19 protein-coding genes and 1 tRNA gene are annotated in these 23,739 nt (G+C 47.1%); 5 read left to right on the top strand and 15 right to left on the bottom strand.

The window, feature by feature from the left end; translation table 11 throughout:
- Positions 1-69: 69 nt before the first annotated feature.
- Positions 70-1,269, bottom strand: coding sequence for an alginate export family protein (locus ACJJIQ_RS21035; protein WP_445362947.1), 1,200 nt, complete (start codon positions 1,267-1,269; stop codon positions 70-72).
- A gap of 379 nt (positions 1,270-1,648) precedes the next feature.
- On the opposite strand from ACJJIQ_RS21035, the gene ACJJIQ_RS21030 reads away from it, so the two are divergent.
- The gene (locus ACJJIQ_RS21030) at positions 1,649-2,092 is read left to right on the top strand and encodes an SRPBCC family protein (protein ID WP_444892517.1); all 444 of its coding nucleotides are present in this window, start codon (positions 1,649-1,651) and stop codon (positions 2,090-2,092) included.
- A 201-nt stretch (positions 2,093-2,293) separates the two neighbouring features.
- Here the strand turns inward: ACJJIQ_RS21030 and rtcA are convergent, their stop codons facing one another.
- From rtcA to ACJJIQ_RS21010, 4 genes are all read right to left on the bottom strand, one after another.
- On the bottom strand, positions 2,294-3,313 hold the full coding sequence (gene rtcA, locus ACJJIQ_RS21025) for an RNA 3'-terminal phosphate cyclase (protein ID WP_445362946.1): 1,020 nt from the start codon (positions 3,311-3,313) through the stop codon (positions 2,294-2,296).
- Between the two features lie 46 nt (positions 3,314-3,359).
- A complete protein-coding gene (locus tag ACJJIQ_RS21020; protein WP_445362945.1) occupies positions 3,360-4,520 on the bottom strand; it encodes a slipin family protein in 1,161 nt (386 codons plus the stop codon).
- A gap of 369 nt (positions 4,521-4,889) precedes the next feature.
- A tRNA-Ser gene (locus tag ACJJIQ_RS21015) sits at positions 4,890-4,961 on the bottom strand.
- A 189-nt stretch (positions 4,962-5,150) separates the two neighbouring features.
- Positions 5,151-6,380, bottom strand: coding sequence for an RtcB family protein (locus ACJJIQ_RS21010; RefSeq protein WP_445362944.1), 1,230 nt, complete (start codon positions 6,378-6,380; stop codon positions 5,151-5,153).
- Between the two features lie 217 nt (positions 6,381-6,597).
- Between ACJJIQ_RS21010 and rtcR the strand changes: the two genes are divergently transcribed.
- The 3 genes from rtcR to ACJJIQ_RS20995 all read left to right on the top strand — a co-directional run bounded on the left by rtcR (position 6,598) and on the right by ACJJIQ_RS20995 (position 10,618).
- Entirely contained in the window at positions 6,598-8,196 is a 1,599-nt protein-coding gene (rtcR, locus tag ACJJIQ_RS21005) for an RNA repair transcriptional activator RtcR (protein ID WP_445362943.1), read from the top strand.
- A 60-nt stretch (positions 8,197-8,256) separates the two neighbouring features.
- Positions 8,257-9,747 (top strand): C13 family peptidase, encoded by a 1,491-nt coding sequence (locus tag ACJJIQ_RS21000; RefSeq protein WP_444926385.1) that lies wholly within the window; start codon positions 8,257-8,259, stop codon positions 9,745-9,747.
- Between the two features lie 88 nt (positions 9,748-9,835).
- A complete protein-coding gene (locus ACJJIQ_RS20995; RefSeq protein ID WP_444906707.1) occupies positions 9,836-10,618 on the top strand; it encodes a TSUP family transporter in 783 nt (260 codons plus the stop codon).
- 84 nt (positions 10,619-10,702) lie between these two features.
- Here ACJJIQ_RS20995 and ACJJIQ_RS20990 read toward each other — a convergent pair whose 3' ends face one another.
- The 10 genes from ACJJIQ_RS20990 to ACJJIQ_RS20945 form a co-directional block, all read right to left on the bottom strand.
- Complete coding sequence (locus ACJJIQ_RS20990; protein WP_445362942.1) at positions 10,703-11,929, bottom strand: glycosyltransferase family 2 protein; 1,227 nt, start codon at positions 11,927-11,929, stop codon at positions 10,703-10,705.
- The gene (locus tag ACJJIQ_RS20985) at positions 11,926-12,909 is read right to left on the bottom strand and encodes a glycosyltransferase family A protein (protein WP_445362941.1); all 984 of its coding nucleotides are present in this window, start codon (positions 12,907-12,909) and stop codon (positions 11,926-11,928) included. Before ACJJIQ_RS20985 ends, ACJJIQ_RS20990 begins: the two co-directional genes overlap by 4 nt.
- Positions 12,910-13,168: 259 nt before the next feature.
- Positions 13,169-14,212: a DUF5700 domain-containing putative Zn-dependent protease gene (locus ACJJIQ_RS20980; protein WP_445362940.1), complete on the bottom strand. Its 1,044-nt coding sequence runs from the start codon at positions 14,210-14,212 to the stop codon at positions 13,169-13,171.
- Positions 14,213-14,459: 247 nt separating this feature from the next.
- Entirely contained in the window at positions 14,460-16,244 is a 1,785-nt protein-coding gene (locus ACJJIQ_RS20975) for a DUF885 domain-containing protein (protein ID WP_445362939.1), read from the bottom strand.
- Between the two features lie 205 nt (positions 16,245-16,449).
- Positions 16,450-17,187 (bottom strand): YopT-type cysteine protease domain-containing protein, encoded by a 738-nt coding sequence (locus ACJJIQ_RS20970; RefSeq protein WP_413663975.1) that lies wholly within the window; start codon positions 17,185-17,187, stop codon positions 16,450-16,452.
- A 615-nt stretch (positions 17,188-17,802) separates the two neighbouring features.
- Entirely contained in the window at positions 17,803-18,540 is a 738-nt protein-coding gene (locus ACJJIQ_RS20965; protein ID WP_444915058.1) for a YopT-type cysteine protease domain-containing protein, read from the bottom strand.
- A 642-nt stretch (positions 18,541-19,182) separates the two neighbouring features.
- Positions 19,183-20,190, bottom strand: coding sequence for a fumarylacetoacetate hydrolase family protein (locus tag ACJJIQ_RS20960; protein WP_444911876.1), 1,008 nt, complete (start codon positions 20,188-20,190; stop codon positions 19,183-19,185).
- Positions 20,187-20,747: a VOC family protein gene (locus ACJJIQ_RS20955; protein ID WP_252084079.1), complete on the bottom strand. Its 561-nt coding sequence runs from the start codon at positions 20,745-20,747 to the stop codon at positions 20,187-20,189. The genes ACJJIQ_RS20960 and ACJJIQ_RS20955 overlap by 4 nt, the downstream gene beginning before the upstream one ends.
- A gap of 14 nt (positions 20,748-20,761) precedes the next feature.
- Positions 20,762-21,841: a 4-hydroxyphenylpyruvate dioxygenase gene (gene hppD, locus ACJJIQ_RS20950; RefSeq protein ID WP_445362938.1), complete on the bottom strand. Its 1,080-nt coding sequence runs from the start codon at positions 21,839-21,841 to the stop codon at positions 20,762-20,764.
- 274 nt (positions 21,842-22,115) lie between these two features.
- Positions 22,116-22,367: a hypothetical protein gene (locus ACJJIQ_RS20945; RefSeq protein WP_413663971.1), complete on the bottom strand. Its 252-nt coding sequence runs from the start codon at positions 22,365-22,367 to the stop codon at positions 22,116-22,118.
- A 348-nt stretch (positions 22,368-22,715) separates the two neighbouring features.
- On the opposite strand from ACJJIQ_RS20945, the gene ACJJIQ_RS20940 reads away from it, so the two are divergent.
- The gene (locus ACJJIQ_RS20940; RefSeq protein ID WP_413663970.1) at positions 22,716-23,696 is read left to right on the top strand and encodes a calcium/sodium antiporter; all 981 of its coding nucleotides are present in this window, start codon (positions 22,716-22,718) and stop codon (positions 23,694-23,696) included.
- Positions 23,697-23,739: the final 43 nt, after the last annotated feature.

Raw genomic sequence — 23,739 nt, 5'->3', positions numbered from 1 at the left:
AAGTTGGGCTTCCTTATTTATGGAGCCCAGCTTTTTTATATCTACCTGAAAATTGTTAATTAACAAAAATCAGAATTTTGCTGTAAGCATCAACCAGAGCTTATCGGTATCCTCACTGTAGTCATCTGCATCGTAAGCGGCGTATTTTATTAACGCTGAGAAATATTCATTAAACTCATGACCGTAACTGATATTCCATTCAGTCCCGTAATCTGCTGAACCTTCATTGGCCTCAAAACTGTGGTAAGTAATTCCCAAATCTCCCCCGGCAAGCGCCAGGCTGGCACCGATATATAAATCTTCAACACCATCTGCTGGAGTTTCTATGAACTTATCTGTGTAGCCCTGGAATTTGTGTAGTGTCGCCAGTGGTGTGCTAAAACCCACGCCGTCGTCAGAACCCAGAACTTCATAACCCAACTTGCCTTTTACTGGCCCCAATGGCGCGGCAACTTCAGCAAGGTAATAATCCGCCGCAAAATTACTGGGATTATTGCCGATATCCTCCTGGCGAGCATAACTCAGCTGAGTTTCGAACAGGCCAAAATCTCCCCGGTAAGCGGCACCGAAAGTACGGGATGAAAAGTTCTCAGCGTTATCCAGGTCCAGGTTGTAGAAGAAGGCAGTTAACTTATGCGCTTCTACCAATGGATAGCTGGCATGAAACAGTTGAATATCCCCATCCAGGTCCGACAGGTTACTGTCTTCACCAAAAATACGGTTTACGTTGTAGATATAGCTGTAATCCAGCTGCAACTCCCCTTCCCCGCCAAATTGGTAACGCAGGCCGTCATACGTCTGTTCATTCTGGCGCCAACCCACGCCACCGATAAAGCGCTGATCATCCAGGTTAATGCGCTGTCGACCAGCAATCACCATAGAGTTAAAACCACTGTACTTTAAGTAAGCTTGATTAACCTCTGTGCCCTGGGGGTCGGCAACCACGGGGTGCTCGGTATTGCCATTCACGGTGGAATTGTAATTGTCGTTGCCAATTTCACTAATGTTATCCACTTCAAAAAACGCATCAAAACCACGGTAACTGCCACTGGTCCAATTCAGTCGGGTTCTCAAGGTTGAGGCGATAGCAACATCGTCCATATTGTCCTGATCAACATTTTCTACCCGGTAACGAAGATTTACCCCCGCCTGCCCTGAAGTCAGTGCATCAGTGAGTGTGGCGCTTTCATTCTCTGCTGCAATTCCCTGAGAGCCGGAAATGCCAAGGATGATGGCCGCAATTACGGTAGATAATTTCTGTTGTTTCATTCGCCGTTCCTTTGCAAAAATATTTTGGGTGGAAGGCAACTGCACAAATATGATCGAAACTATTACCGATCACAGCAGTTATCCCTGTGCGAGTGAATTATGCAGGCGGAGTACCCAGCGATTTATTGATGTATATCAGATTGATGCCTCGCTTTTAGAAAGATTCACCGGAGGTTTATGAATAAAAATTTCTTACGGGAAAGAATATTGATTAAGCGCATTTTAAAACACAAAGCTGGCGGCTACTAACAAAAAACGTAATAGGTTTCATATTTACCAGAAAAATTAATGGGCTTAAAAAACTTGTGAAAGTAATGCCAGCTGCTAAAAGTTATATTCAAATTCGCTCCAGCACTGAAAACAAAAGGGAAAGACAATCATGCCTGACTACACCACCTCTTTCTTAAGCCCTGTCACTCAGGAAGAAGCTTACCGGGCAGTTGCTGAAAAGATGTCCCAATGGTGGACGCCAACTAGCGGCCCTTTCCTGGCAGTGGGTGATACCGCCAAGACCGGATTTGGCGGTGAGTCCTACTGGGTGTTTCGCGCCAAAGCTTTGGTGCCGCAGAAGTTAATCGAACTTGAGTGTGTAGAGTCTTATATGGTTTCTGAGCAGGTTGATGATCCCCAAGAGTGGCAAGGCAGTACTCTTCGCTTTGAATTTGCTAGCGAACCCGGTGGTACCCGCCTCACCTTTACCCATATCGGTCTCTCGCCGGAGATGAAATGCTGGAAGATGTGCAAAAGCGGATGGGATTACTATTTGCCAGGAAGTCTTCAGGATTACCTCAAAGATGGGACTGGCAAACCAAATAGCTATTAGTGAGGTAAACGTGCCCCGCAAATGCGGGGAACAAAAGGTGTGAAAGCAGGGCTTTTAATCGCCTTCCGGTTTACCGCTGCATCTACAGAGAACACTAAAACTCTAACCTATTGTTTTTAAACAATTTTTCGACGACTTTGGCAATATCTCAGGGCTGGGGCAACCCAGCCCCTTGTACCTAACATCGGGCTTTCTTTTCTCTTAGCAGTTCTCAACCACTACTCGCCACTGATCCTCTCCCACTTGGTTCAAATCGATGGTCACTCCTGTTATCTGACGCACAACTTCGATATTGGTCAAGAGATGGAGGCTCGGCTTCAGGCTAGTGAAGCTTCCACCGGCCCCCAGCACCAATGGGAGTATCAATTGGTCGGCCAGGTGTTCGCCCACAGGTACGCCGGCGTGCATATAGCGTTGCATCTGCCGAATCGCGCGATCGGCAACTCGCTCAGCGCTAACACCTTGCTGCCCCATAGCCTCGAACACCTCAGTCACTTGCTGGGATTGCAGACGCAGGGACAGCACATTACCAGGCCCTTGGGACTTCACCTGCCTTTGATGCAGACGCTCCGATCGCCATTCACACTTCTTACGTACCTGCGCCAGCTCCCGCTGGGCCACATGAGCAGGAATATGGGCCGAGGTCGCCACAGCTTCAGCATCCAGAAGTTCACCCCGTTCTGTCAGCTCCAGTTTTGACCACTGCGATAGCGGCTGGATACGTGTGCGCCATGAGCCACCCCCAGCAGGGTAGAAACCATAATCATCCAGGACCACTTCCACGCCGGCGCCTATACGAGCCAATAGGGGCAAATATGCCTGGGCTATAAAATCAAAGCTGGGAGCCTTTTTATTGTGAGTGCCGCCTTCAAGACACAGCTCACTGACACCATCGGACAATAACAGCGGTAGCAAGACGGTTTGAAACACCAAACTGGTACTACCGGCCGAGCCAATAGGAAAGTGGTATTTACCGGGACGCACTTTTCCCGGTGCAAAAGTTATTTCCGAAGCACCCAATTGTTCGCCGCTAACTTCGGCATGGCTAATTGCTTTGGCTGCTCGCAAGCAGGCTAGGTGCTGGCGCAACAAACCGGGTTTTTTACGACCCGCTCGAATATTCTTAATTCGAACCGGTACCCCTAAACAAACAGACAAAGTGAGGGAAGTCCGCAAAATCTGTCCGCCGCCCTCCCCCTGGGCGCCGTCTATCTCAATCACTGTTTAATTCCTTAAAATTTACATCTTTTTTTGGTGAATGGCGCCTTTAAGCCGTAGGGCGTAACTTCACCAACTCATTCATCACCCCATCGAGACCGCCATATACGGAAATTTTATCGATGCGGGTACTGACTCTCTCCAGAGCTTCCAGTTCTTTCAAGCGCAACAGTACCGGGTTGTTATCCATCAGCTTGGCGGTATTGTGCAGAGATCTCATTGCTTGGGTTTCTTCTCTGCGCTTAATCAGATTTGCCTCAGATTCCTTCTGTGCTTCTACAACCTGATTAAGGATCATCTTCATGTCGCCGGGCAAAATAATATCCTTGACTCCGACACTAGTAAGCTCGATACCATATTTCACCAGCTTGTCGCGGATGCCGGTCGCAATCACAATGTTCAGCCTGTCCTTATCGGCCAGAAGGCTATCCAGGGTTTGAGTGCCTACCGCCTCGCGCAAGTGCAGCTGCAATTCGCGATAAATAAAACCTGTACTATCGCTGAGCTTTAGCGCTACTTTTTTTGCATCTGCAATTTTGTAAGCACCAGTCAAGTTGATACGCAGGCTGACCCGATCCTTGGTCAGAATTTCCTGGCCGCTGACTTCGATGGTTTTTAACCGCAAGTCCAGTACCTTGACCTCGATAGAGCGGTTGTATTTCCAGTAGCCATAACAGCCGGGCTGTAACACCTTTTCCAACTTACCGTTGACCATTAACAGGCCCACGTGCTCATCGGGAATCTCGTTGTAGCTTACCGCCTGAAGGGCGGTGCGCATTTGTCCAGCACGTACACCTCGCCCCAGTAAGCCCAGGACTTTTTTATCGATGGCGTATTCCTCAGAAATGTCCACGATTTCCACCCGCACGGATTCACTGCCCTTCCACACAGCACGAAAAGTACCCGGTGGCAAAATATCGACCAAGTGATTATCCCGGTAAAACAATCCCACCTGATGGTCTGACAATTCATAGGATTGCAGGTATTCACCAAGGATCTCACCATAGGTGTTTAACAAAAATTTGGCTTTGATTTCACCGAATACCACATCGGTAATATCGTAAGTTTCTGCCCGTACATCACCGGACAATAGGGATATACGATGGCTGCCAGGTGGCAGCACCCCTTCAAAACGGTTGCGGCGAAATAGCAACACTCGCTCGCTATCCGCAACATCCACGTTCTTCCATATTTTGAACAGAGATATCATGGTTCTTATCTTTTATTCCATTTCCATACTGCGCTACCCCAATGGGCCGCAAGGGTGGGGCCCGTCCAGCGACAGGTGGTAAACCGTTTGTGCCGAGCGAGGCCCAGCGGCAGAGGAATTACGATTTTCCCCACTTGGCTCCCCCTGAGCCTGCAGCCAAAATCCTTGGCCTGGAGACACAATCATAAATCTTGCCGCTGGATCGCACAGGGCAGACCCACGATTAACGACACAGTTGCCAGAATGCCTCCGCAGTAAATCGCTAAATCCTATTTACCGTATTGGGAGGCTATCGGACCCCAGGTAGATTTTTAATGGGGAGTCGAACCCCAGGCTCTCGCCTCTTTCCAGGTCGTTTGGAAAACGATGGGACTTTGGCAGGAATCGAACCTGCTACCAATCGATAAGTTATCGACTGCTCTACCAAATGAGCTACAAAGTAAATGTTTGAACTTCTATCCCGTGGGTACACCTGCCGCCATAGGCGGTGATGCCAGGCCGGGATTCAGAACCGGCTCCGCTGACGGGCTAAAGAACTCAAACTCAGTTGCGGCAACCCGGCAAATTCGCCCGGCAACCTGCATGCTTTGGCAATTGCTTTAGTTCGGCCGATCCCTGGCCTAAAACGCGTCAGCCTTTGACGCAAACCACTTGCTTGAGGGTGTAGACGATTTCCACCAGGTCTTTCTGTGCTGCCATAACCTTTTCGATAGATTTGTAGGCAGATGGGGTTTCATCGATCACACCCTCGTCTTTTCGGCATTCCACATCGGCGGTGGCCGCGCGATGCTCATCCAAGGAGACCAGCTTTTTGGCCTTGGTGCGGGACATCACTCGCCCGGCCCCATGGCTACAACTACAGAAGCTTTCCTCATTACCCAGCCCCCGCACAATAAATGACTTGGCGCCCATACTACCGGGAATAATGCCCATTTCGCCGGTACGCGCTCTTACAGCGCCTTTCCGGGTCACCAATACATCCTTGCCGTAATGATGCTCGCGGGAGACATAATTGTGGTGACAATTCACCGCTTCCATACGCGCCTCAAAATCCATCCCCAGGGCCTGCTTCACCGCGTTAATAGTGCGCGCCATCATCACTTCGCGATTGATACGGGCAAACTCCTGCGCCCACTCCACCGCTTGCACATAGTCGTCAAAGTGCTCGGTACCTTCCGGGAAATAGGCCAGGTCATTGTCCGGCAAGTGGATATGCCAGCGCTCCATATCCCGCTTGGCTTTCTCAATAAAGTAAGTACCTATTCGATTTCCCACTCCCCGAGAACCACTATGCAGCATCAACCACACGCTACCCTGTTCATCCAGGCACATCTCGATAAAGTGATTGCCTGTGCCAAGTGTTCCCAAGTGATTGATATTATTAGTATTTTTTAATACCGGATGCCTCTCTTTGAGCAGTTCAAACTGGGCGGCCAGAGGCGCCCAACCGGCAAGTGCATCGTCCGGTGGATTCTCCCAGGCCCCCTTGTCCCGCCCTCTCCCCCGGTGTCGGCCAGTACGTCCGTGGGGCACGGCTCGTTCGATGGCGCTGCGCACTCCAGCCAGGTTGTCCGGCAGTTGCGCCGCCGTCAGGCTGGTGCGAACCGCCATCATGCCGCAGCCAATGTCCACCCCTACGGCAGCGGGAATTACTGCCCCCAGAGTTGGGACTACGCTGCCAATGGTGGCGCCTTTGCCCAGATGTACATCGGGCATCGCCGCGACCCATTTATGGACGAATGGCATCTGCGAGATATTTTTGAGCTGCGCTTTGGCCTCATCTTCAAAAGGCACACCCAGGGTCCAGGACTTAATCGGTACCCCACCTGCCTGCATTACTTCATATGGCATTGGTTTCATCTTCCACTCCTTTTGAAACCGCGCTTGGTATTCATACGTTTCGTTTAGTTATTGATATAGCGAATTGAGTGCCAACTTTTGCGGACAGTTGAAAAATACTTGTAACTTATTGTTTTTAAACGATTTATTTTTTCTCAGGAATTTTTAGGAGATTTTTTAAGATAAGGAATTCATAAATTTCTATCTTTTCTGATAGTTAAATCATATTTTAGATAGCATGAAGACAATCGCTATCAGTATTCTCGGTACCAGCAAGGACCGGCGCGGCAAAGGCGACAAGCGCTGGGATAAGTGGCGCCCAAACATTTCCATGTGCCAGCACGATGACCTATTGATCGATCGGCTGGAGCTCCTTTTCGACAACCACTCAAAAAACCTGGCTGACCAGGTCACAGAAGATATTGCGCGGGTGTCTCCAGAGACCGAGGTGGTCCACCACCGGGTGAACTTCAATGACCCCTGGGATTTCGAGAGCGTGTATAGCAATCTGCTGGATTTCGCCCGCGCCTATAGCTTCAAGCCGGATGACGAGCAGTACCTGGTGCATATCACCACCGGTACCCATGTAGCGCAGATCTGCTTGTACCTGCTAACAGAGGCGGGGTATTTCCCCGGACGTCTGCTGCAAACTTCCCCGGCGAGAAAGAACAGTAGCTTGCCGGGCGAATACCAAATCATCGATTTGGATCTGTCCAAATACGACCAGATTGCCTCGCGCTTCCAGAGGGAACACCAGGAGGGCACCACCTATCTGAAGGGGGGAATCGAGACCAACAATCTCGCTTTTAACCAGATGATCGAGCAGCTGGAGCAGGTATCGATTCGCTCCGACGCCCCCATACTAATTACCGGTCCCACAGGGGCAGGTAAATCCCAGCTGGCCCAGCGTGTCTTTGAACTACGAAAGCAGCGGGGCAAGCTGGAAGGTGGCCTGGTAGCCGTTAACTGCGCCACCCTGCGCGGCGAAAATGCCATGTCCGCCCTGTTCGGCCATCGTAAAGGCGCCTATACCGGTGCCACCACCCACCGGCCAGGCTTGCTTATGGAAGCAGATAAGGGCCTGCTGTTTCTCGATGAAATCGGTGAGTTGGGATTGGATGAGCAGGCCATGTTATTGCGTGCGATTGAGCACAAACGCTTTATGCCTTTCGGCTCTGATAAGGAAGTAAGCAGTCACTTCCAGCTGATCGCCGGTACCAACCGGGATCTGGTACAGCTCTGCCAAGAAGGTAAATTTCGCGCGGACCTGCTCGCCCGTATCGATCTATGGACCTACCGACTGCCCTCTCTACGAGAGCGTATTGAAGACCTGGAACCCAATATAGATTTTGAGCTGGAGGCTTTCTCCAGGAAATCCGGGCATCTTGTCAGCTTTAATAAAGCAGCACGGGAAAAGTACCTGAGTTTTGGGCGCTCCCGCGAGGCCAGCTGGTCTGCGAACTTTCGCGACCTTAACGCCAGTATCCTGCGTATGGGTACCCTCGCCGACGGTGGGCGTATCACGACTCAGGTAGTGGAAGAGGAAATCCATAGGTTGCGAATTAAATGGCAAAACCCACTCACAGATTCATCACTATCCCTTGCCCGTATCGAAGCACTGTTGGGTCGTGACCACATCGAGCAGATGGATTACTACGAGCAAATCAAACTAGCTGGGCTAATTCAGGTTTGTGCAGAGTCCAATTCGATGGCAGAGGCCGGACGCAAGTTATTTCAAGTGAGCCGCACCTCAAAAAAATCCAACAACGACTCACACCGGGTACGCCAACTTTTAGATAAATACGGTCTTAAATTCGACCAGTTGAATAAAACATAGAGGCCCTCTGGCATCTTTTTTTGTTAGTCTGATTCCAAAAGCCGGACGCTGGATCATGGAATGAGATACACCTATTTAACCCCGTTTATTTTCTTACTCAGCGCCTGTGAGCCAACCCAGTTCGCAGGTGGTACCGCCTTGCCAGATGGCTCTGTTTACAAAGGCGAGATGCTTAACGGTCTGTTTCATGGGCAGGGTCAGCTCGAATGGCCCAATGGCAGCCATTATCGTGGCGACTTTCGAGAAGGTCGCATGACAGGTGAAGGTGTATTAACTGGAAGTGATGGCTGTAGCTATGAAGGGGAATTCCTCAATGGGGAGCCCCACGGCAAAGGTCGCTATAGTTGCGATGAAACTGAGTGGGCGGGAGAGTTCCATGAAGGGGAGTTGCAAAGCGGTACTTTAAATTGGGATGAAGGTGGTAGTTATCATGGTGAGTTTTTAAACTTTGATCCCCACGGCGAAGGCAAACTCTCTGCAGAAGATGGCAGCTTTTATCAGGGCAGCTTTGAAAACGGTTTTTTAATACAAGGTAGCTACTCGGATAGCGATGGTCATCGTTATACCGGCAATTTCGAATACGGCTCCTATTCCGGCGAAGGTGAACTCACACAGCCCGACGGTACGATTATCCGTGCTACTTTCCGCTATGGAGAAGCAGAAGGTGAAGGCGTACGAATAAGTACGGATGCTGAAGGAAACACTGTCGAGGAATCTGCCTATTTCTCCGGGGGTACCTATTACCCCAGCGAAGACGCCTGGCGCGCACAGACGGATATTCCCGGTGCCCAAGCAGAAGCCAGGCTCTACAGTGAGAGTGAGCGCTTACAAAGTGCCATAGCCGCCCTCCCCTCACAGCGGCCCGGCGTACGCGATATTTACACCCTACTGATAGGTGGTGATGGCACCTCTCCGGTATTTGCCAGGGAGCTGGACTGGGTGGCAGAGCGCCTCGATGAAGCCTTTAGCATTGACCAACGTATGCTGCGCCTCAGTAACGGCGGCGGATACGGTTTCCCCCTGGCTACCCGCACCAGTATCCAGGAAAGCCTCAATGCTATTGATCAATTAATGGACCCCAAAGAAGATTTACTTCTCATACACCTGGTCAGCCATGGTGCTCGAAATGGAGATTTCAAAATTGCCGAAGGGGAGATTCCCCTAAATGATTTCTCACTGAAAGATGGGCAACGATTGCTGGACAATATTAACGCCCAGTACCAATGGATCGTTGTTTCAGCCTGCTTTTCCGGTCAATGGGTAGAAGCCCTACATAGCCCCAATCGGGTCATCTTTACTTCGGCCGCTGCGGATCGCAGCTCCTTTGGATGTAGCGATGATTCCGAGCGCACCTGGTTTAGTTCCGCGCTTTACGGTGAAGCCCTCAATCAGGGAGTGAATAATCCTGAGGCATGGTTTGAAGCCGCCAAGTTAAAAGTAACCGAGATGGAACAGGAACAGGGGATTAAAAGAAGCCGCCACTCCCTGCCCCAATATTCAGTGGGAGAGAATTTCCTAATGTGGTGGCATGGAAAAAAATCGATTTATTAATTTTGGAATTCCGGTGCAAACCGACTAAAAAATTATTTTTGGTACTAATCACTATCTACCATAATACCAGGCGAAAGGAGATACCTTCTTGGAGTTCGCTAGCCTCTCTGTAGAGTTATTGTTTATATTGTTTTTCGTCGCCGTTATTGCGGGCCTACTTGATACACTAGCAGGTGGGGGCGGCCTGATAACTGTACCGGCCCTTATTCTTAGTGGCGTCCCGCCACTAGCTGCCTTGGGCACCAATAAATTACAAGGCAGTATTGGTACTGCAACTGCCACCTACATGATGCTTAAAAATAACAAGATCAGTTGGGATGGGATTAAAAATCTAATGCTATTTGCCTTTATCGGCGCAGCCATGGGCACAATAGCAGTACAGTTCATTAATACTGATGTTTTGTCATTTATTATCCCTGCTGTTCTTTTATTCATCGCTATTTATTTTATAGTTTCTCCATCCCTTACTCATAGTAGTACTAAACCCAAGGTCTCAAGAAAGAAATACCAATATGGCGTAATCCCATTTATTGGTTACTATGATGGTATGTTTGGCCCCGGAACTGGATCATTTTTTGCCTTATCAGGCGTTGCCTGTAGAGGACAGGATTTACTAACCTCCACGGCCAATGCAAAACCTCTCAATTTTTCCACTAATATCGCATCTTTAATCGTATTCTTATTTGCCGGTCAAATTTTATGGGTTGCGGGAATCTTAATGATGATTGGACAAGTTATAGGTGCCTGGCTGGGATCTCATTTTCTATTTAAAATTAATCCTGGTTATTTACGGGGAATGGTAGTTCTTATGTGTGGTGGAATGTTAATAAAATATATCCACTCTATGGGATGGATAGATTATATCTTCTGAAGGATATGGAGGTGGCTGGAACTCAGAAAAATCAGATTAAACATTAAGACTTTGGATTGTTTTATGGAGCATCTAAAAAGATCTTTAATGAACTTCTTTTTTAAGCTCCATCAACTCCTTCTTGATCTCGGTGATTTGATTCGATAGCTTGTTCTCAAAATCCTCATTGATTATCGACATATACTGCTCAAACCGGCTCTGTTTTATTAGATATTCTAATCTCTCTAGCAATTCATCATTGGAAACTCTTCTCCTGGCTCGTTTCCTGGTAAATTTTATCAGTGGCTTTACCCAGTCAGGCAGTCGATAATAAGTATTTTGAAAACCTCTGCTCATGGAGTATCTAAAACCATTTTGCCGTATATAGCTAGATAGCTTTGATGGTAGCAACCTATAAAATAGATTTAAATATTTACCTATCTTATTGCAGTCAGAATACCACTCTTTCACCAAACTCTGCTTATCTCTGTCCAACTTCAGATTGCCCAAAGCTTCATTAAATTCTCTTTCTGTATATTTTTCGACTAATTTTGATTTGGTTAATAGAGAAATTACTTTTTTATCACCATAAATCGGTCGTAATTCTATCAAATACAGTAACCAACATCCCAAAAGATCATTCTTATAATCCGTATCACTAGCATTTTTTGTTAAGTAGTCAAATACAAAATGGTATTGATTCACCAATCGCTGAACCATTAGATCACTTTTCTTTTCATCCATGTTGACTAAACTATACGACCCAATTTCTGGCAAAACTAATATTGATTTAGCCTTGACGGTTGTTATCCAATGTAGAGAGTGACCATTAACGCAGGAACCCAAAATAAATTCGGATATTTTATTTCCACAAACAAAGTCCCTGCGATAAAACCTCCTGACATTTATAGAATTTATTTTTAAAACAAACCTGGATTTATCACCAATGGATTCTGAGAATTTTTGTAGGGGTGTATTATGGCTAAAAAATACTACATCTGGATTCTCACTATTGACTATATCCTGTAATTTAGGGATCAATGTAGGGTACCAACAATCTCCCTCATCGATAAATCCAACATACTCACCAAAAGTATTTTTTATCCCAAATTCAAAAATTAGCTGGTCATCAATCTGTGAAGTACTCGGAATATGAATACTTCGAATTCTGGGCATTGAACCTGTAAAATTATTAATCCGACTGCACTCATCATTTTCGCAAAAATGAAGAACAAGAATCTCTATATCCTTGTATTGCTGTCGAATAATACTCTGCAGACAGGTGTTGAGATAGACACCGCTAGACTTTGAAATAACGACAATCGAAATCATGCGCATACCACTGAAGTTCGGTAATCTAATACAGAATTAGCAGTATCTGGATCTTTGTCAAAAAGCATTCTCAAATCCGCATTACTCAAAGATAGAAAAGATCTTGTAAACTGAGATTGAAAGCTCCCCCTATACTCTTCGTCAAGATTACGCCAGCACCAGTTAAACAATGCTAACTTGCTTTTAACATACAAGTGGTAAAATCTATCTCTAAGGTTAATATTCTTATTAAAGAAGTCTTCAACCTCATCAAAAACCTGTAATACAGCTATACGCCGTGCATCTGAAATATTTGACAGCCTATTTCCTGTGGAATCTACATTATGAGTACAAAAAGGGGATTCAAATAATGCAATATCTTTAGCATTTGTGAGCAAATTCCAATGTGCTAACACATCATTATGTACAGGCGTTTGTGAAAATCTAAGGGAAACCCTTTTTGCATAACTGGTTTTAATCAATCTATTCCAAGGAAAGGATGTTAAACATAGAATGCTATCATGATCAAAAGTGGAAAAAGTTCTGCTACCAAAGGTTCTAAGCGCTCTGTAGAAAATGAAATTGTCATCACCTGCCATACCGAGATTAATAGTGCTTCCCGGAAATCTACACTGATAGGCCATCAACAAAACATCACTGTTAACTTTTGTAGCAATTGAAACAGCTCGATCCAACATATTTGGGAGGATTAGATCATCGGCATCAAAAAATAAAGTCAGCGGTTCAGCTATTTGATCGAGAGCACTATTCCTACAATAGCCTGCCCCATTGTTACCATCGTTTAAAATAATTTTATGTGGGATTCTATTTTTCTGAAGAAAATCAGCGGCCAACCCAACCGTGGTATCTGAGGAATTATCGTCAGATAAGTAAATTTTTACATCAGTCGTATTATTATGAACAATAGAGTTCAACGTATTAACAATATTATTTTTTTCATTGTATGTTGGTATCACCACCCCAACTTTACTGTTAGGCATACAAATTCTCTTTATAATTCTCTCAAAGCAGCAGAATTAAATACAAACACAATAAGTAAATTAATTTGAATATAATCAAGTCTGATAAAGGCTGTACCACTTAAAGTAGACAGCTATACACCTTTTTTCAAACTTATTAATCGATAATTTGCTTAAGCTAGATGCTTTCGGGAAGGCTAGGGTATGTAACAAGAGAATTAGACGCCTACTCAAGGCGCCTAGATTTTCCAGAACCAACTCTTAGAGTTTTGATTAGGTGTTATATGGCAAGAATAATATCTTCAATCGGTTTATCAAATTTTATTAAATCTTTATTTTTCTCATCTTTATAAAGCTTGATATAAGCTTTAAACATAGCTGAAGGTGATTCCTGCAAAAGTGAAATCAGATAATCCCTACCCTTTAACTCTTCGACTCTATTGCCGATATAGAAACCTACAAAATACAGCGGGCTATCCCATACTGCAGAAAAACCCAAATGATAGATTTTGTCAAAGTCTAAACTTGAGTCAATGCATGCACGAAAAAGCATTGTTTCAAATAAAACAAAGTTACTATCTATTCGCTGTAAATTTCTTTTAAATTTTTTCTTAAACCATTCCGTGTACTCTTTTCCGTCTGTATCATTTAATGGAGAACCCACAATAGAGGCTATACCCTCCAGACGGGTTTGATTTAAGATTTTCTCACAATTAGAGTCTGGATTTTCTCCCTTTCCATAAAAATTGGACTGAGCAACATGATATAACTCATGCGTTGAAAGTGTCAGTAAACCTTCATAATCTCCTTTAAAATACTGCAGCGCAATATAAAAGTTATCATCTTTGGCCCAACCGTCAGAAGTTCCCCCGACTACCATAAAAATATTGGTATCAAAGGAAATATCTTTAGGAGAATAATCACTAATTCCCCTCTTTACACTATTTAAGTATTGCTGAGGATTGCGCTTTATTATCTTGAGTATATCTTCAACTTCGGACAATCGTTCATTTAACTGTTGAAATCTAAAGGGATCATTTTTAACTGGATTACCTTCAACAACATCGATCAAACTAGACCGAAATGACTCAGCATTGGCTTTAATGTCAAATCTTGAGGTTTGATGGATCGTTGCTTGTATACCCTGCAAACTCATCAGCTTATCTAATTGATTATCAGATACTTTGTCTCCAGATAAAATATCAACTAATCTATCCGCGCTTTCAAAATCAATTGTTATATTATCAGTTACTTTCGATGAAGAAAAAGCTGTATAGCTTACCAATGACAAGACTAAAAAAATTACCCACTTAAATATATTCATATTACCTCTCTGAGAAATATATAAGAAGAACAACTAGATATTCAATGTGATAAGAATATTTATTGTGTGATCATTAGACCTTTAAACCTGTACAACCTCCACTTCAAATATGAGACAAATATAGTGTTTTTTGCGCCAAAAAAGGCTTGTATTTTCAACTGTCGATAAGATAGTTTTGCTTACGACAGAGGACATATTGAAAAGGTTGAATCCCACCCACAGGTAGTGAATGGGATTCAGGGTAGGCTTAGGCAGACTTCTGTTCTTCAATAAAGCGCTGCATCTGCTCTTCCAGCATCGAAAGAGGCAAAGCACCATTACTTAGCAGTGCATCGTGAAACGATCGCAAATCAAACTTATCGCCAAGCTCTTTTTCCGCAAGAGCTCGCAGCTGTCGAATTTTAATTTCCCCCATCTTGTAAGATAGCGCCTGCCCCGGCCAGGATATATAGCGATCTACTTCTGCACGTACATTAGCCGGAGAGAGGGATGTATTATTGGAAAGAAAGTTTAATGCCTGCTGTCGTGACCACCCCTGAGAATGAATTCCAGTATCAATCACAAGGCGTGCGGCACGCCACATTTCATAGCTGAGTCGCCCAAAGTGCTCGTAGGGAGTGGTGTACAGTCCCATCTCTTTACCCAGTCGCTCTGAATAAAGGGCCCAACCTTCTCCATAAGCACTCAGGTAAAGATTGCGACGAAAGTCCGGTACATTCTCAAGCTCTTGCGAGAGAGCATTTTGTAAATGATGGCCCGGTACTGCTTCATGCAAGGTAAGAGCAGGTAGCTCATACAAGGGACGCTGGTCCAGCCCGTGAGTATTCAACCAGTAGGCACCACCGCGAGTACCGCCAATGGCGGCTGGATTATAGGAGGCCGTAGTGTAGTTAGGTGCTATTTCACTGGGAACTGGTACCACGCCATAGGGAGTACGCGGCAGTAAGTTAAAGAACTCCGGCAATACATAGTCAATACGCTTGGATATATAGGCCGTTTCCTTGAGCAGCTGTTCCGGCGTTTTAGCGTAAAACTGTGGGTCTGTGCGCAGGAATTGGGTGAATTCTGTAAAGCTGCCCTTAAAGCCTGACTCCTTGATCAGGGCTTTCATTTCCGCACGGATTCTCTTCACTTCGGCAAGGCCCGTGCGATGAATCTCCGCAGGGTCCAGATCCAGGGTCACGTAGTAGCGGATGTTGTGGCGATAGTAGTCACTACCACCAGGCATCTGTTCAGCACCCAAAGTCTTTGTGGCCGCCTTCAGGTAGTCGCCCTCAAGGAAATCCGCTACCCGTCCAAATGCGGGAATAGCTACTTGCTTAATCACAGCTAAACCCTGCTCTCGCAGACGCTTCTGCTCATCGGGCGCGATGATTTGCGGCATCTCAGCAAAAGGCTTATACAAGCTGCTTTTACTGGGATCTTTATATACTTGAGCGCGTACCGTTGGCGCTATACCTTCTACAACGATTTTGGGCAACACAAAGCCAGAGCGAATACCTTCGCGCATATTGGCAATGTTCTCATCGAAGTAGCGACCAAATTCACCGATACGGGCAGTATAGTCCTCGTAATCGGCGATATCCCTCATCGCCAAACCACTATTTGCCTCAAGCGCATTTGCGTAAAAACTTGAGAAGGTGTTTAGGGGAATTCGGTCGAGAAACAGTTCCTCTTCCTCAACCGAGCTGGCAAGAACCCAAGAGAGAAGCTCACTATTGACGCGGTCTGAAGCACTTAACTTACTTTGATCGATAGCCTCAAGGCGCCGGATAAAGGCCTGCTCAGCCTCTATACGACGTTGACGATCCTCTGCAGTTACCCCGGGCAGTTCTCGATTGTAATCGGAAACGCCAACTCGCCCGGCAGTAATTGGGTCTTCTCTCAGCGTGTATTGCCAGTGATCCTTAAGAACACTTTGAAGTTCTTCTGTAGCAGTTGCTGCCCAGGCTGAGGGCATCAATATGCTAGTAGCAATAACCGGTCCTGTTAAGGACTTGAGGTAGTAGGTAAGTGATCTCTTGAATTTCACCCTTGGCTCCGTAGTGCTGTTGGTATCTAAAAAGAACAACAGAGCTTGCTCTCTTAGTTACCCTACAGAGTGGGCGTGGCAAGCTTGTACCAGCACTATACACGAAGGATGGATAATAGTGACTCGGCGGAATAAACATACCGCCACAAGTGAGGTGGAGGAGTATAATTTCCTCCACCAAGTGGTAAAACAGTTGACTAGCAACTTAGGTGGCATGCGCATAACAGCGCACGTCATAGCTCCCACTCAGACCAATGGCATACATAGATGTATTCCAGAAAGAGTTTACAAACCAGTTGCGGAATGCGTTCTTGGTTGGGAACCAGAATTCTCCAAAATTTGGGTCGAAAAACAACACATCTTCCGCAACCCAAGCTGCCATGGCGTGGGCACCCACCTTACCTGAAATACCGATTTTCTTGTAAGAGCCAGCGCTTCTCGTCGGCTCCCTAATAATTTCATCGGCAAGCGCTGCAGAGTTGCGCATAGTAGTTTGCCCACGATCTAACCGAGGGCCTGTGACCACGTGAATTTGGCGCTGACCATTTGGCCCAGCGATACCCACACCGCCATTATTCTGAAGAGGCAGAATATTGTGAGATTGCAGCCACGTCTCTGAGACCTGATCCTGGTTTGGTGCATTTCCACCAATCTGGTGCAAGGTCATCACATGGAAAAGATGCTGCTCACTCAATGTATTATTGGGAAAGAGCCAATTCCAAAGGCTTCCATCCTCTGCGTGAAATTTGATCCAGTGGGCACTCAGGGATTCACAGACTCCGCCAGCAGTATCCTGGTGTATGGTGATCTGTGCCTTCACCGGATCCAAACACTGACTGAAATTATATTGAAGTGTGCCACCGTGCTGGGCCACAGATCTCTGAACAGGACCTACCCTTGTCCCGGTAAGTGCAAGTACTGTTTTATCAAACCAAATCGGCATGTCCATCTCCCCTGTATTCACAATGTAGAAACACTTATTCAGCGAATAGTTAACTGCTTCTGAGAAGTGCTTTCCGGTATATGCATTAGATTGAAACAGAAAATTTACAGGGCAGATAGGTGTCCATTTTTTTTTAAAATCGACTCTGGCACTCTTTTCTCAGGCCATAGATAGCAGTTCGAAATAGATTGAAGCGCTGGTATTTATTTGACTCTGGCACTATTTTTTATGGATAAGAATGTCGTAGCTATTTACGATTAATTGCATGTTAGAACAGACCCAACTACGCTTGCCAGTCAGATTACACGGGTCCTTTAATTCGACTCTGGTACTATTTTTGGTACAAAAAAACTGACCTATGACAAGGAAACTATCTAAATGGAAATATTTTTTGTAGTTGGCGACAATTGGTTTTATCTTTTTAGAGATAGAACTTGTTACCTCCAGATAATTACGACTTGAAAATGAGTCAATGAAAAGAAGTGAAATAGGTAGAAGTGGTAACAACTAAAAAAGGCAGCCGGGTGAACCCGGCTGCCGAGCGCCCATGGGGGAAGGGCTAAGAGGAAAAAATTGGTAGTGGATTGCTAACCACTAAAAACAGCTACTGCCAATTTATGTGCGGCGAGCGTAAGAGCGAACTTCATAGCCACCGCTTAGCCCTACTGAATACATAGAGTTATGCCAAAATGATTGGGTAAACCAATTAAAGAAGGAATTTCTGGATTCAAACCAGAATTCACCAAAGTTGGGGTCAAAAAAAGTAATGTCCTGCGCAACCCAGGCAGCCATTGCATGACCTGCAAAAGTGCCATCAAGGCCTATCTTCTTATAGCATCCAGCACCACCCGTCTGATCCAAAATAATCTCCCTGGCCAAAGCATTGGGAGAGAAAACGCCACTCTGGCCTTGCGCTCTACGGGGATTGTGAATACCCCGGATAGTATTTCCTCCCCGGCCATTCGGGAAAGCTCCACCAAATACATTTTGACTGGTAGGGAAGATATTTTGTGTGCTCAGCCAGGCTTCTGTAGTTCTGTCCTGGTTATTCTGTGTGCCCGCCTGTTGCAGGGTCATTACGTGAAATAAGTGTTGCTCATCCAGTACACCCGCTGGCATTAACCAATCCCACAAGCTCCCTCCATCAGAGTGATGCTTGATCCAAAAGGCGGAAAGCGCTTCACAAACACCGCCAGAAGTATCTTCGTGAATAGTGATTTGTGCTTTTACCGGATCCTTACACTGGCTGAAGTTGTATGTCAGTTGACCCCGATGATTGGCTACAGATTGTTGTACGGGGTTTACGCGTGTTCCAGTTACAGCGAGAACGGTTTTATCGACCCAAATAGGCATATTCGATCCCTCATTTTATGAGATAAAAACGCTGCACAAATCCTTTTTTAAAAACTGAAAATTTGTAGCGCCTGTGAATTGGGCGGGCATTGAACCAGAAAAGTTCCAGGGCCAACAGAGTATAAAAGCGCTTTTTAAATCGACTCTGGCACTATTTTTTTATCCAGCGTTAATCTTGCCTGAATCCTACTTTGTTGAAATCTACTAGCCAAAAATAATCTGGCAACAAACAATATTTAGCCGTTTCTAACTGCGAAGACAAAATAGAGATAAGAAGATATTTTTACTTATAAATATTTATCATTCTTAATCTCAAATAGGACGCATAGCAATTTATAGAAAGTATACTTTTACAAAACTCATCAGTTTAAAAAAGTGGCTTGTAACAACAAACTGCTAGAGTAGGTGTGCAAGTAAAAAGCTATGCAATAAATTGCATAGAAAACTACACAACAACGCCTGTGCCAGTCTCTTTGCCAGCACACTTTTAGCCACTCAATACAGCACTACTAAGTTGGTTGTGAAAAATTTAGGCAGGAATGATTCAACAGCAAAGTGGTAGGTAAGATGCCTCGACCAAATTCTGTCCCTAGGTCGTTAACTCCAGGGGATAAAATTCGGTCGAGGTTTGGCTAAGCGGTGTTAAACCTGCTCTACAGTCTGCTCAATACGTCCAAAGATAGATTGCCCTTGATCATCGAGCATTTCGATGGAAATGGTATTTCCAAAGTCCATAAATGGCGTGCTTGCAGAGCCATTCTGGATGGTCTCAATCATGCGAATCTCGGCAATACAGCTGTAACCAACACCGCCTTCTGCTACAGGCTTACCGGGGCCGCCATCCAACTTATTGGATACCGTTCCAGAGCCAATAATGGTGCCTGCGCAAAGTGGACGAGTTCTGGCCGCGTGGGCGACCAGTTGCCCGAAGTGGAAGGTCATATCCACACCGGCATTGGGCTCGCCAAACTTCTCACCATTCAGATGGGAAACCAGTGGCAGATGCAATTTACCCTCGCTCCAGTTTTCACCCAGCTGTTCAGGGGTTACGCAAACAGGGGAGAAAGCACTAGAGGGTTTGGACTGGTAGAAACCAAATCCTTTGGCCAGTTCCGCAGGTATCAATCCGCGCAGGGATACATCATTGACCAACATTACCAACTTGATATGTGACAGCGCATCCTCAGCGGACACCCCCATAGGAACATCGTCGGTGATCACGGCAATTTCTGCCTCGAAGTCGATGCCAAAGCCATTGCTTTGCGGCATCTTTACCGGCTCGCGTGGATCCAGGAATGTATCGGAACCACCTTGATACATGAGCGGATCGCTGTAGAAGCTCTCCGGCACCTCGGCACCGCGGGCTTTGCGCACCAGCTCAACATGATTCACGTAAGCACTACCGTCGGCCCAGTGATATGCGCGCGGTAAAGGCGAAGCACACAGAGTTTGGTCAAAGGCTTCCCCTTGAATCTCGCCACTTTGCAGGCGCTCGTGTAGCTTCTCCAACTCGCTGCTGACTGATGCCCAATTGTCCAACGCACTCTGCATGGTGGGGGCAATATCGCCAGCTGGCACCATACGGGTAAGATCGTCGCTAACAACAACCAATTGGCCATCGCGGCCGGATTTAAGGCTGGCTAACTTCACTGTGCCTCCCCTTCAGTTTTTTCCACAAATTCTTCTTCCCCATGCATCCAGGCGGCGTGCCTTGGGGCTTTTTTAGTACGTGACCACTCTTCCAACATATCCTCAGCAACCCGCTTCAGCTCTTTATGCATTCCGGGCTTGGCGGTATTGGCGGCCAGCTCGATACGATGGCCGTTGGGGTCGAAGAAGTAGATCGACTGGAAGATAGTGTGATTGGTAGGGCCGAGTACGTCGACCCCGGCCGCTTCCAGTCGCGCTTTGGTCTCAAGCATTTCTTCCATGGACTCTACTTCGAAAGCGATATGCTGCACCCATTTGGGTGTGTTCTCATCGCGCCCCATCTCCGGGGAGTTGGGGATTTCGAAGAAGGCAAGCACATTCCCCATACCCGCATCCATAAAGACGTGCATGTAAGGGTCCGGCTCACCGGTTGAGGGTACCTCGTTTTCGGCAATGGCCAGCTGGAAGTCCATGCCGAGAAGATCGCGGTAGAATTCCACTGTCTCCTTGGCGTCCCTACAGCGATACGCCACGTGGTGAATGCGCTTAATGCCCATTGAAGCCTCCGTTATTATTCCTTTTCTTTAATGACGCCACGCTTGAGCTGGTCGCGCTCAATGGATTCGAACAGGGCCTTAAAGTTACCCTCACCAAACCCTTCATCTTCCTTGCGCTGGATAAACTCAAAGAATACCGGGCCGAGCATATTAGCGGAGAAAATCTGTAGCAGCAGGCGTGGTTGGCCGCCCTCAGTGGTGCCATCCAGCAGGATGCCACGGCTCTGGAATTCTTCAGTAGGTTCACCGTGCCCAGGCAGGCGCTCTTCCAGCATTTCGTAGTAGGTGTCCGGCGGCGGGGTCATAAACTCCATGCCGCGCTCTTTCAGGCGATCCCAACAGGCAATTAAGTCATCACAAGCAAAGGCGATATGCTGGATACCTTCGCCGTTGTACTTCATCAGGAACTCTTCGATCTGGCCGCCGCCACCAGCTGCTTCTTCGTTCAGCGGAATACGGATCTTGCCATCCGGTGCAGTCATCGCCTTGGACAGCAGGCCGGTGTATTCGCCTTTGATATCGAAGTAACGAATCTCGCGGAAGTTGAACAGGTCTTCGTAATACTTGGCCCAGTAATCCATACGGCCGCGATACACGTTGTGGGTAAGATGATCCAGAGTGTGGAAACCACAACCTTCAGGGCGACGCTCTACGCCCTCTTCCCAGATAAAGTCGATATCGTAGATGGACTCACCATCTTCGTAGCGATCAATCATGTACAGGGTCGCACCGCCAATACCTTTGATTGCCGGCAGGTGCAGTTCCATCGGGCCAGTATTCACGTGAATAGGCTGTGCACCTTTACGCAGGGCCTCTTCGTAGGCGAACTTGGCATCTTTTACGCGGAAGGCAAGGCCACAAGCGGAGGGACCGTGCTCTTGGGCGTAGTAATAGGCGTGACTGTTGGGCTCGTAGTTGGTGATGAAGTTGATATCACCCTGGCGCCACAACTCTACTGCCTTGGAGCGGTGACGGGCGATTTTCTCAAAGCCCATGGCGGTAAAAACGGTTTCAAGGATGCCTTTTTCCGGCGCTGTAAACTCTACGAATTCGAAGCCGTTAAGTCCCATCGGGTTTTCAAATAAGTCGGCCATGCGGTCCTCCATTTCTTATCATCGCAGCACTTCAAAGCGTGGCTGCGGATTGTGGATTTAAAGCGCAAACGAAGTTAGTTGCAGATGTAACTAATGTCAAGAAACTCTGGATCAGCTAACAAATGAGTACTTGAAGTGTGCTTTTAGTCACCAGCCTCCAAAGCTAGCGCCTGGGAGAATAACCAGCTGGCAACGGGTCCTTGAACAGGACCGGGAGAGTAATCGGGAGCCGGGTGCGACACAGTTGTTGCGTCACACCCATGCACAGCCGACCTTATTTACGCGTGCATTTTCCGGTATCAGTACGACACATATGATCCTTGTGAAACTTGCCGGTCATCTGGTCGCACTGGGATTTGCTCACATCTCCGGCACAGGCATTTTCGGCATGCTGGCAGCAACCGGTTTCAGCGGTGCCCATCCCTTTATTGCCGTCCATCCCTTCATCTTTCTTGCGCTGTTCGCAGGCAGACAGGGTCAAAACCATCGCCGCGGCCAGTATCCCAATTGAAGCTTTGAGTCTCATAAAGGCCTCCTAAATACCCGGCTTAGCGGCCGGTGACATGGATATCGCGGAATCTGCCGCGCATTGCTTTGTGCGACCCGCGTAGATTTACCCGACATCTCCACCAGCTCAGGGATTTTGCGATTAGGCGCGCCATCCCATTATCACCCTGCAGATTTACCGGGCCATGCATTGACTGTAGCCCACACTGGCAGCGAAACCATCTGACTGACGGGACATTTACGTTAATTTGCCCCTGACAGCCCATCCAAATAACTGAATACCTTTTTGTATTTGTCAGAGCCGGTACAATCGGCCCCCGTTTGTCGGGTAAAAACCCCGCCTGAATGTATTTATTGAGGACCCCCTATGCTTCTCGCCGCTGCTGCCATCATTGCTGGCTTTATTGTGCTGGTCTGGAGTGCCGATCGTTTTGTGGATGGAGCTGCCGCCACTGCTAAACATTGCGGCATGCCCACACTGTTAATAGGCATGGTGATTGTCGGCTTCGGTACTTCCGCTCCGGAGATGGTGGTCTCAGCCATTGCCGCCTTGAATGGCAACCCCGGCCTCGCCCTGGGTAATGCCTACGGTTCCAATATTGCCAATACCGGTTTGATTCTCGGTTTCAGTGCCCTGCTGATCCCACTATCGGTACACTCAAAGATTGTGCGTAAAGAGCTGCCACTGCTGCTGGCAATCACCCTGCTCAGTGGTGCCTTCCTGTGGAATGACCGCTTGGAGCGCTGGGAGGGTATTGTTCTGTTATTCGGTTTCTTCGCCTTGATCGGCTGGAGTATCTTTTCTGCCATGCGCAATAAAGGTGACCAGCTTGAGGGAGAAGTAGAAACTGAGCTGGAAGACAACCCTATGCCACTCGGAACTGCCATATTTTGGTTGGTAGCGGGGCTGGTACTATTGATTGTCAGCTCCCGAATCCTCGTATGGGGAGCAGTAACCATTGCCGAATCTTTGGGGGTCAGTGACCTGGTGATAGGCCTGACTATTGTTGCCCTGGGAACCTCACTGCCGGAACTGGCCGCAACTTTAGTGGCCGCACGAAAAGGTGAGCACGATATCGCCATCGGTAACGTTGTCGGCTCCAATATGTTCAATCTGCTGGCGGTGGTTGGCATTGCCGGCACCATTGCTCCCATGAACAACGTACCCCACGAGGTGCTGTCCCGGGACTGGCCGATGGTTCTGGGCCTCACAATTGCCCTGTTTATTTTTGCCTACGGCTTCAAAGGCCAGGGCCGAATCAATCGCTGGGAAGGCTCCGCGCTGCTAATGGCTTACCTCGTATATACCGGCTACCTGGTGGGAACCATTACCAAAGCTGCACTCTGATAATATTCGGGGTGGTGCCGCACCACCCCATAGTTACTGCCTG

It is taken from the genome of Microbulbifer maximicatervae (SeqCode) (assembly GCF_052468295.1).
Note: the sequence above shows the minus strand (reverse complement) of the source record. Positions and strands in the feature narration are given on the sequence as shown.

Bases quoted from the DNA above. Each gene is read 5' to 3' on its own strand.
- ACJJIQ_RS20940 (WP_413663970.1), top strand. From the start codon at position 22,716: ATGCTTCTCGCCGCTGCTGCCATCATTGCTGGCTTTATTGTGCTGGTC.
- rtcR (WP_445362943.1), top strand. From the start codon at position 6,598: ATGAAGACAATCGCTATCAGTATTCTCGGTACCAGCAAGGACCGGCGC.
- hppD (WP_445362938.1), bottom strand. From the start codon at position 21,841: ATGGCCGACTTATTTGAAAACCCGATGGGACTTAACGGCTTCGAATTC.
- ACJJIQ_RS20990 (WP_445362942.1), bottom strand. From the start codon at position 11,929: ATGATTTCGATTGTCGTTATTTCAAAGTCTAGCGGTGTCTATCTCAAC.
- ACJJIQ_RS20965 (WP_444915058.1), bottom strand. From the start codon at position 18,540: ATGCCTATTTGGGTCGATAAAACCGTTCTCGCTGTAACTGGAACACGC.
- ACJJIQ_RS20985 (WP_445362941.1), bottom strand. From the start codon at position 12,909: ATGCCTAACAGTAAAGTTGGGGTGGTGATACCAACATACAATGAAAAA.
- ACJJIQ_RS21000 (WP_444926385.1), top strand. From the start codon at position 8,257: ATGAGATACACCTATTTAACCCCGTTTATTTTCTTACTCAGCGCCTGT.
- ACJJIQ_RS21010 (WP_445362944.1), bottom strand. From the start codon at position 6,380: ATGAAACCAATGCCATATGAAGTAATGCAGGCAGGTGGGGTACCGATT.
- ACJJIQ_RS21035 (WP_445362947.1), bottom strand. From the start codon at position 1,269: ATGAAACAACAGAAATTATCTACCGTAATTGCGGCCATCATCCTTGGC.
- ACJJIQ_RS20980 (WP_445362940.1), bottom strand. From the start codon at position 14,212: ATGAATATATTTAAGTGGGTAATTTTTTTAGTCTTGTCATTGGTAAGC.
- ACJJIQ_RS21020 (WP_445362945.1), bottom strand. From the start codon at position 4,520: ATGATATCTCTGTTCAAAATATGGAAGAACGTGGATGTTGCGGATAGC.
- ACJJIQ_RS20970 (WP_413663975.1), bottom strand. From the start codon at position 17,187: ATGCCGATTTGGTTTGATAAAACAGTACTTGCACTTACCGGGACAAGG.
- ACJJIQ_RS21030 (WP_444892517.1), top strand. From the start codon at position 1,649: ATGCCTGACTACACCACCTCTTTCTTAAGCCCTGTCACTCAGGAAGAA.
- ACJJIQ_RS20945 (WP_413663971.1), bottom strand. From the start codon at position 22,367: ATGAGACTCAAAGCTTCAATTGGGATACTGGCCGCGGCGATGGTTTTG.
- ACJJIQ_RS20955 (WP_252084079.1), bottom strand. From the start codon at position 20,747: ATGGGCATTAAGCGCATTCACCACGTGGCGTATCGCTGTAGGGACGCC.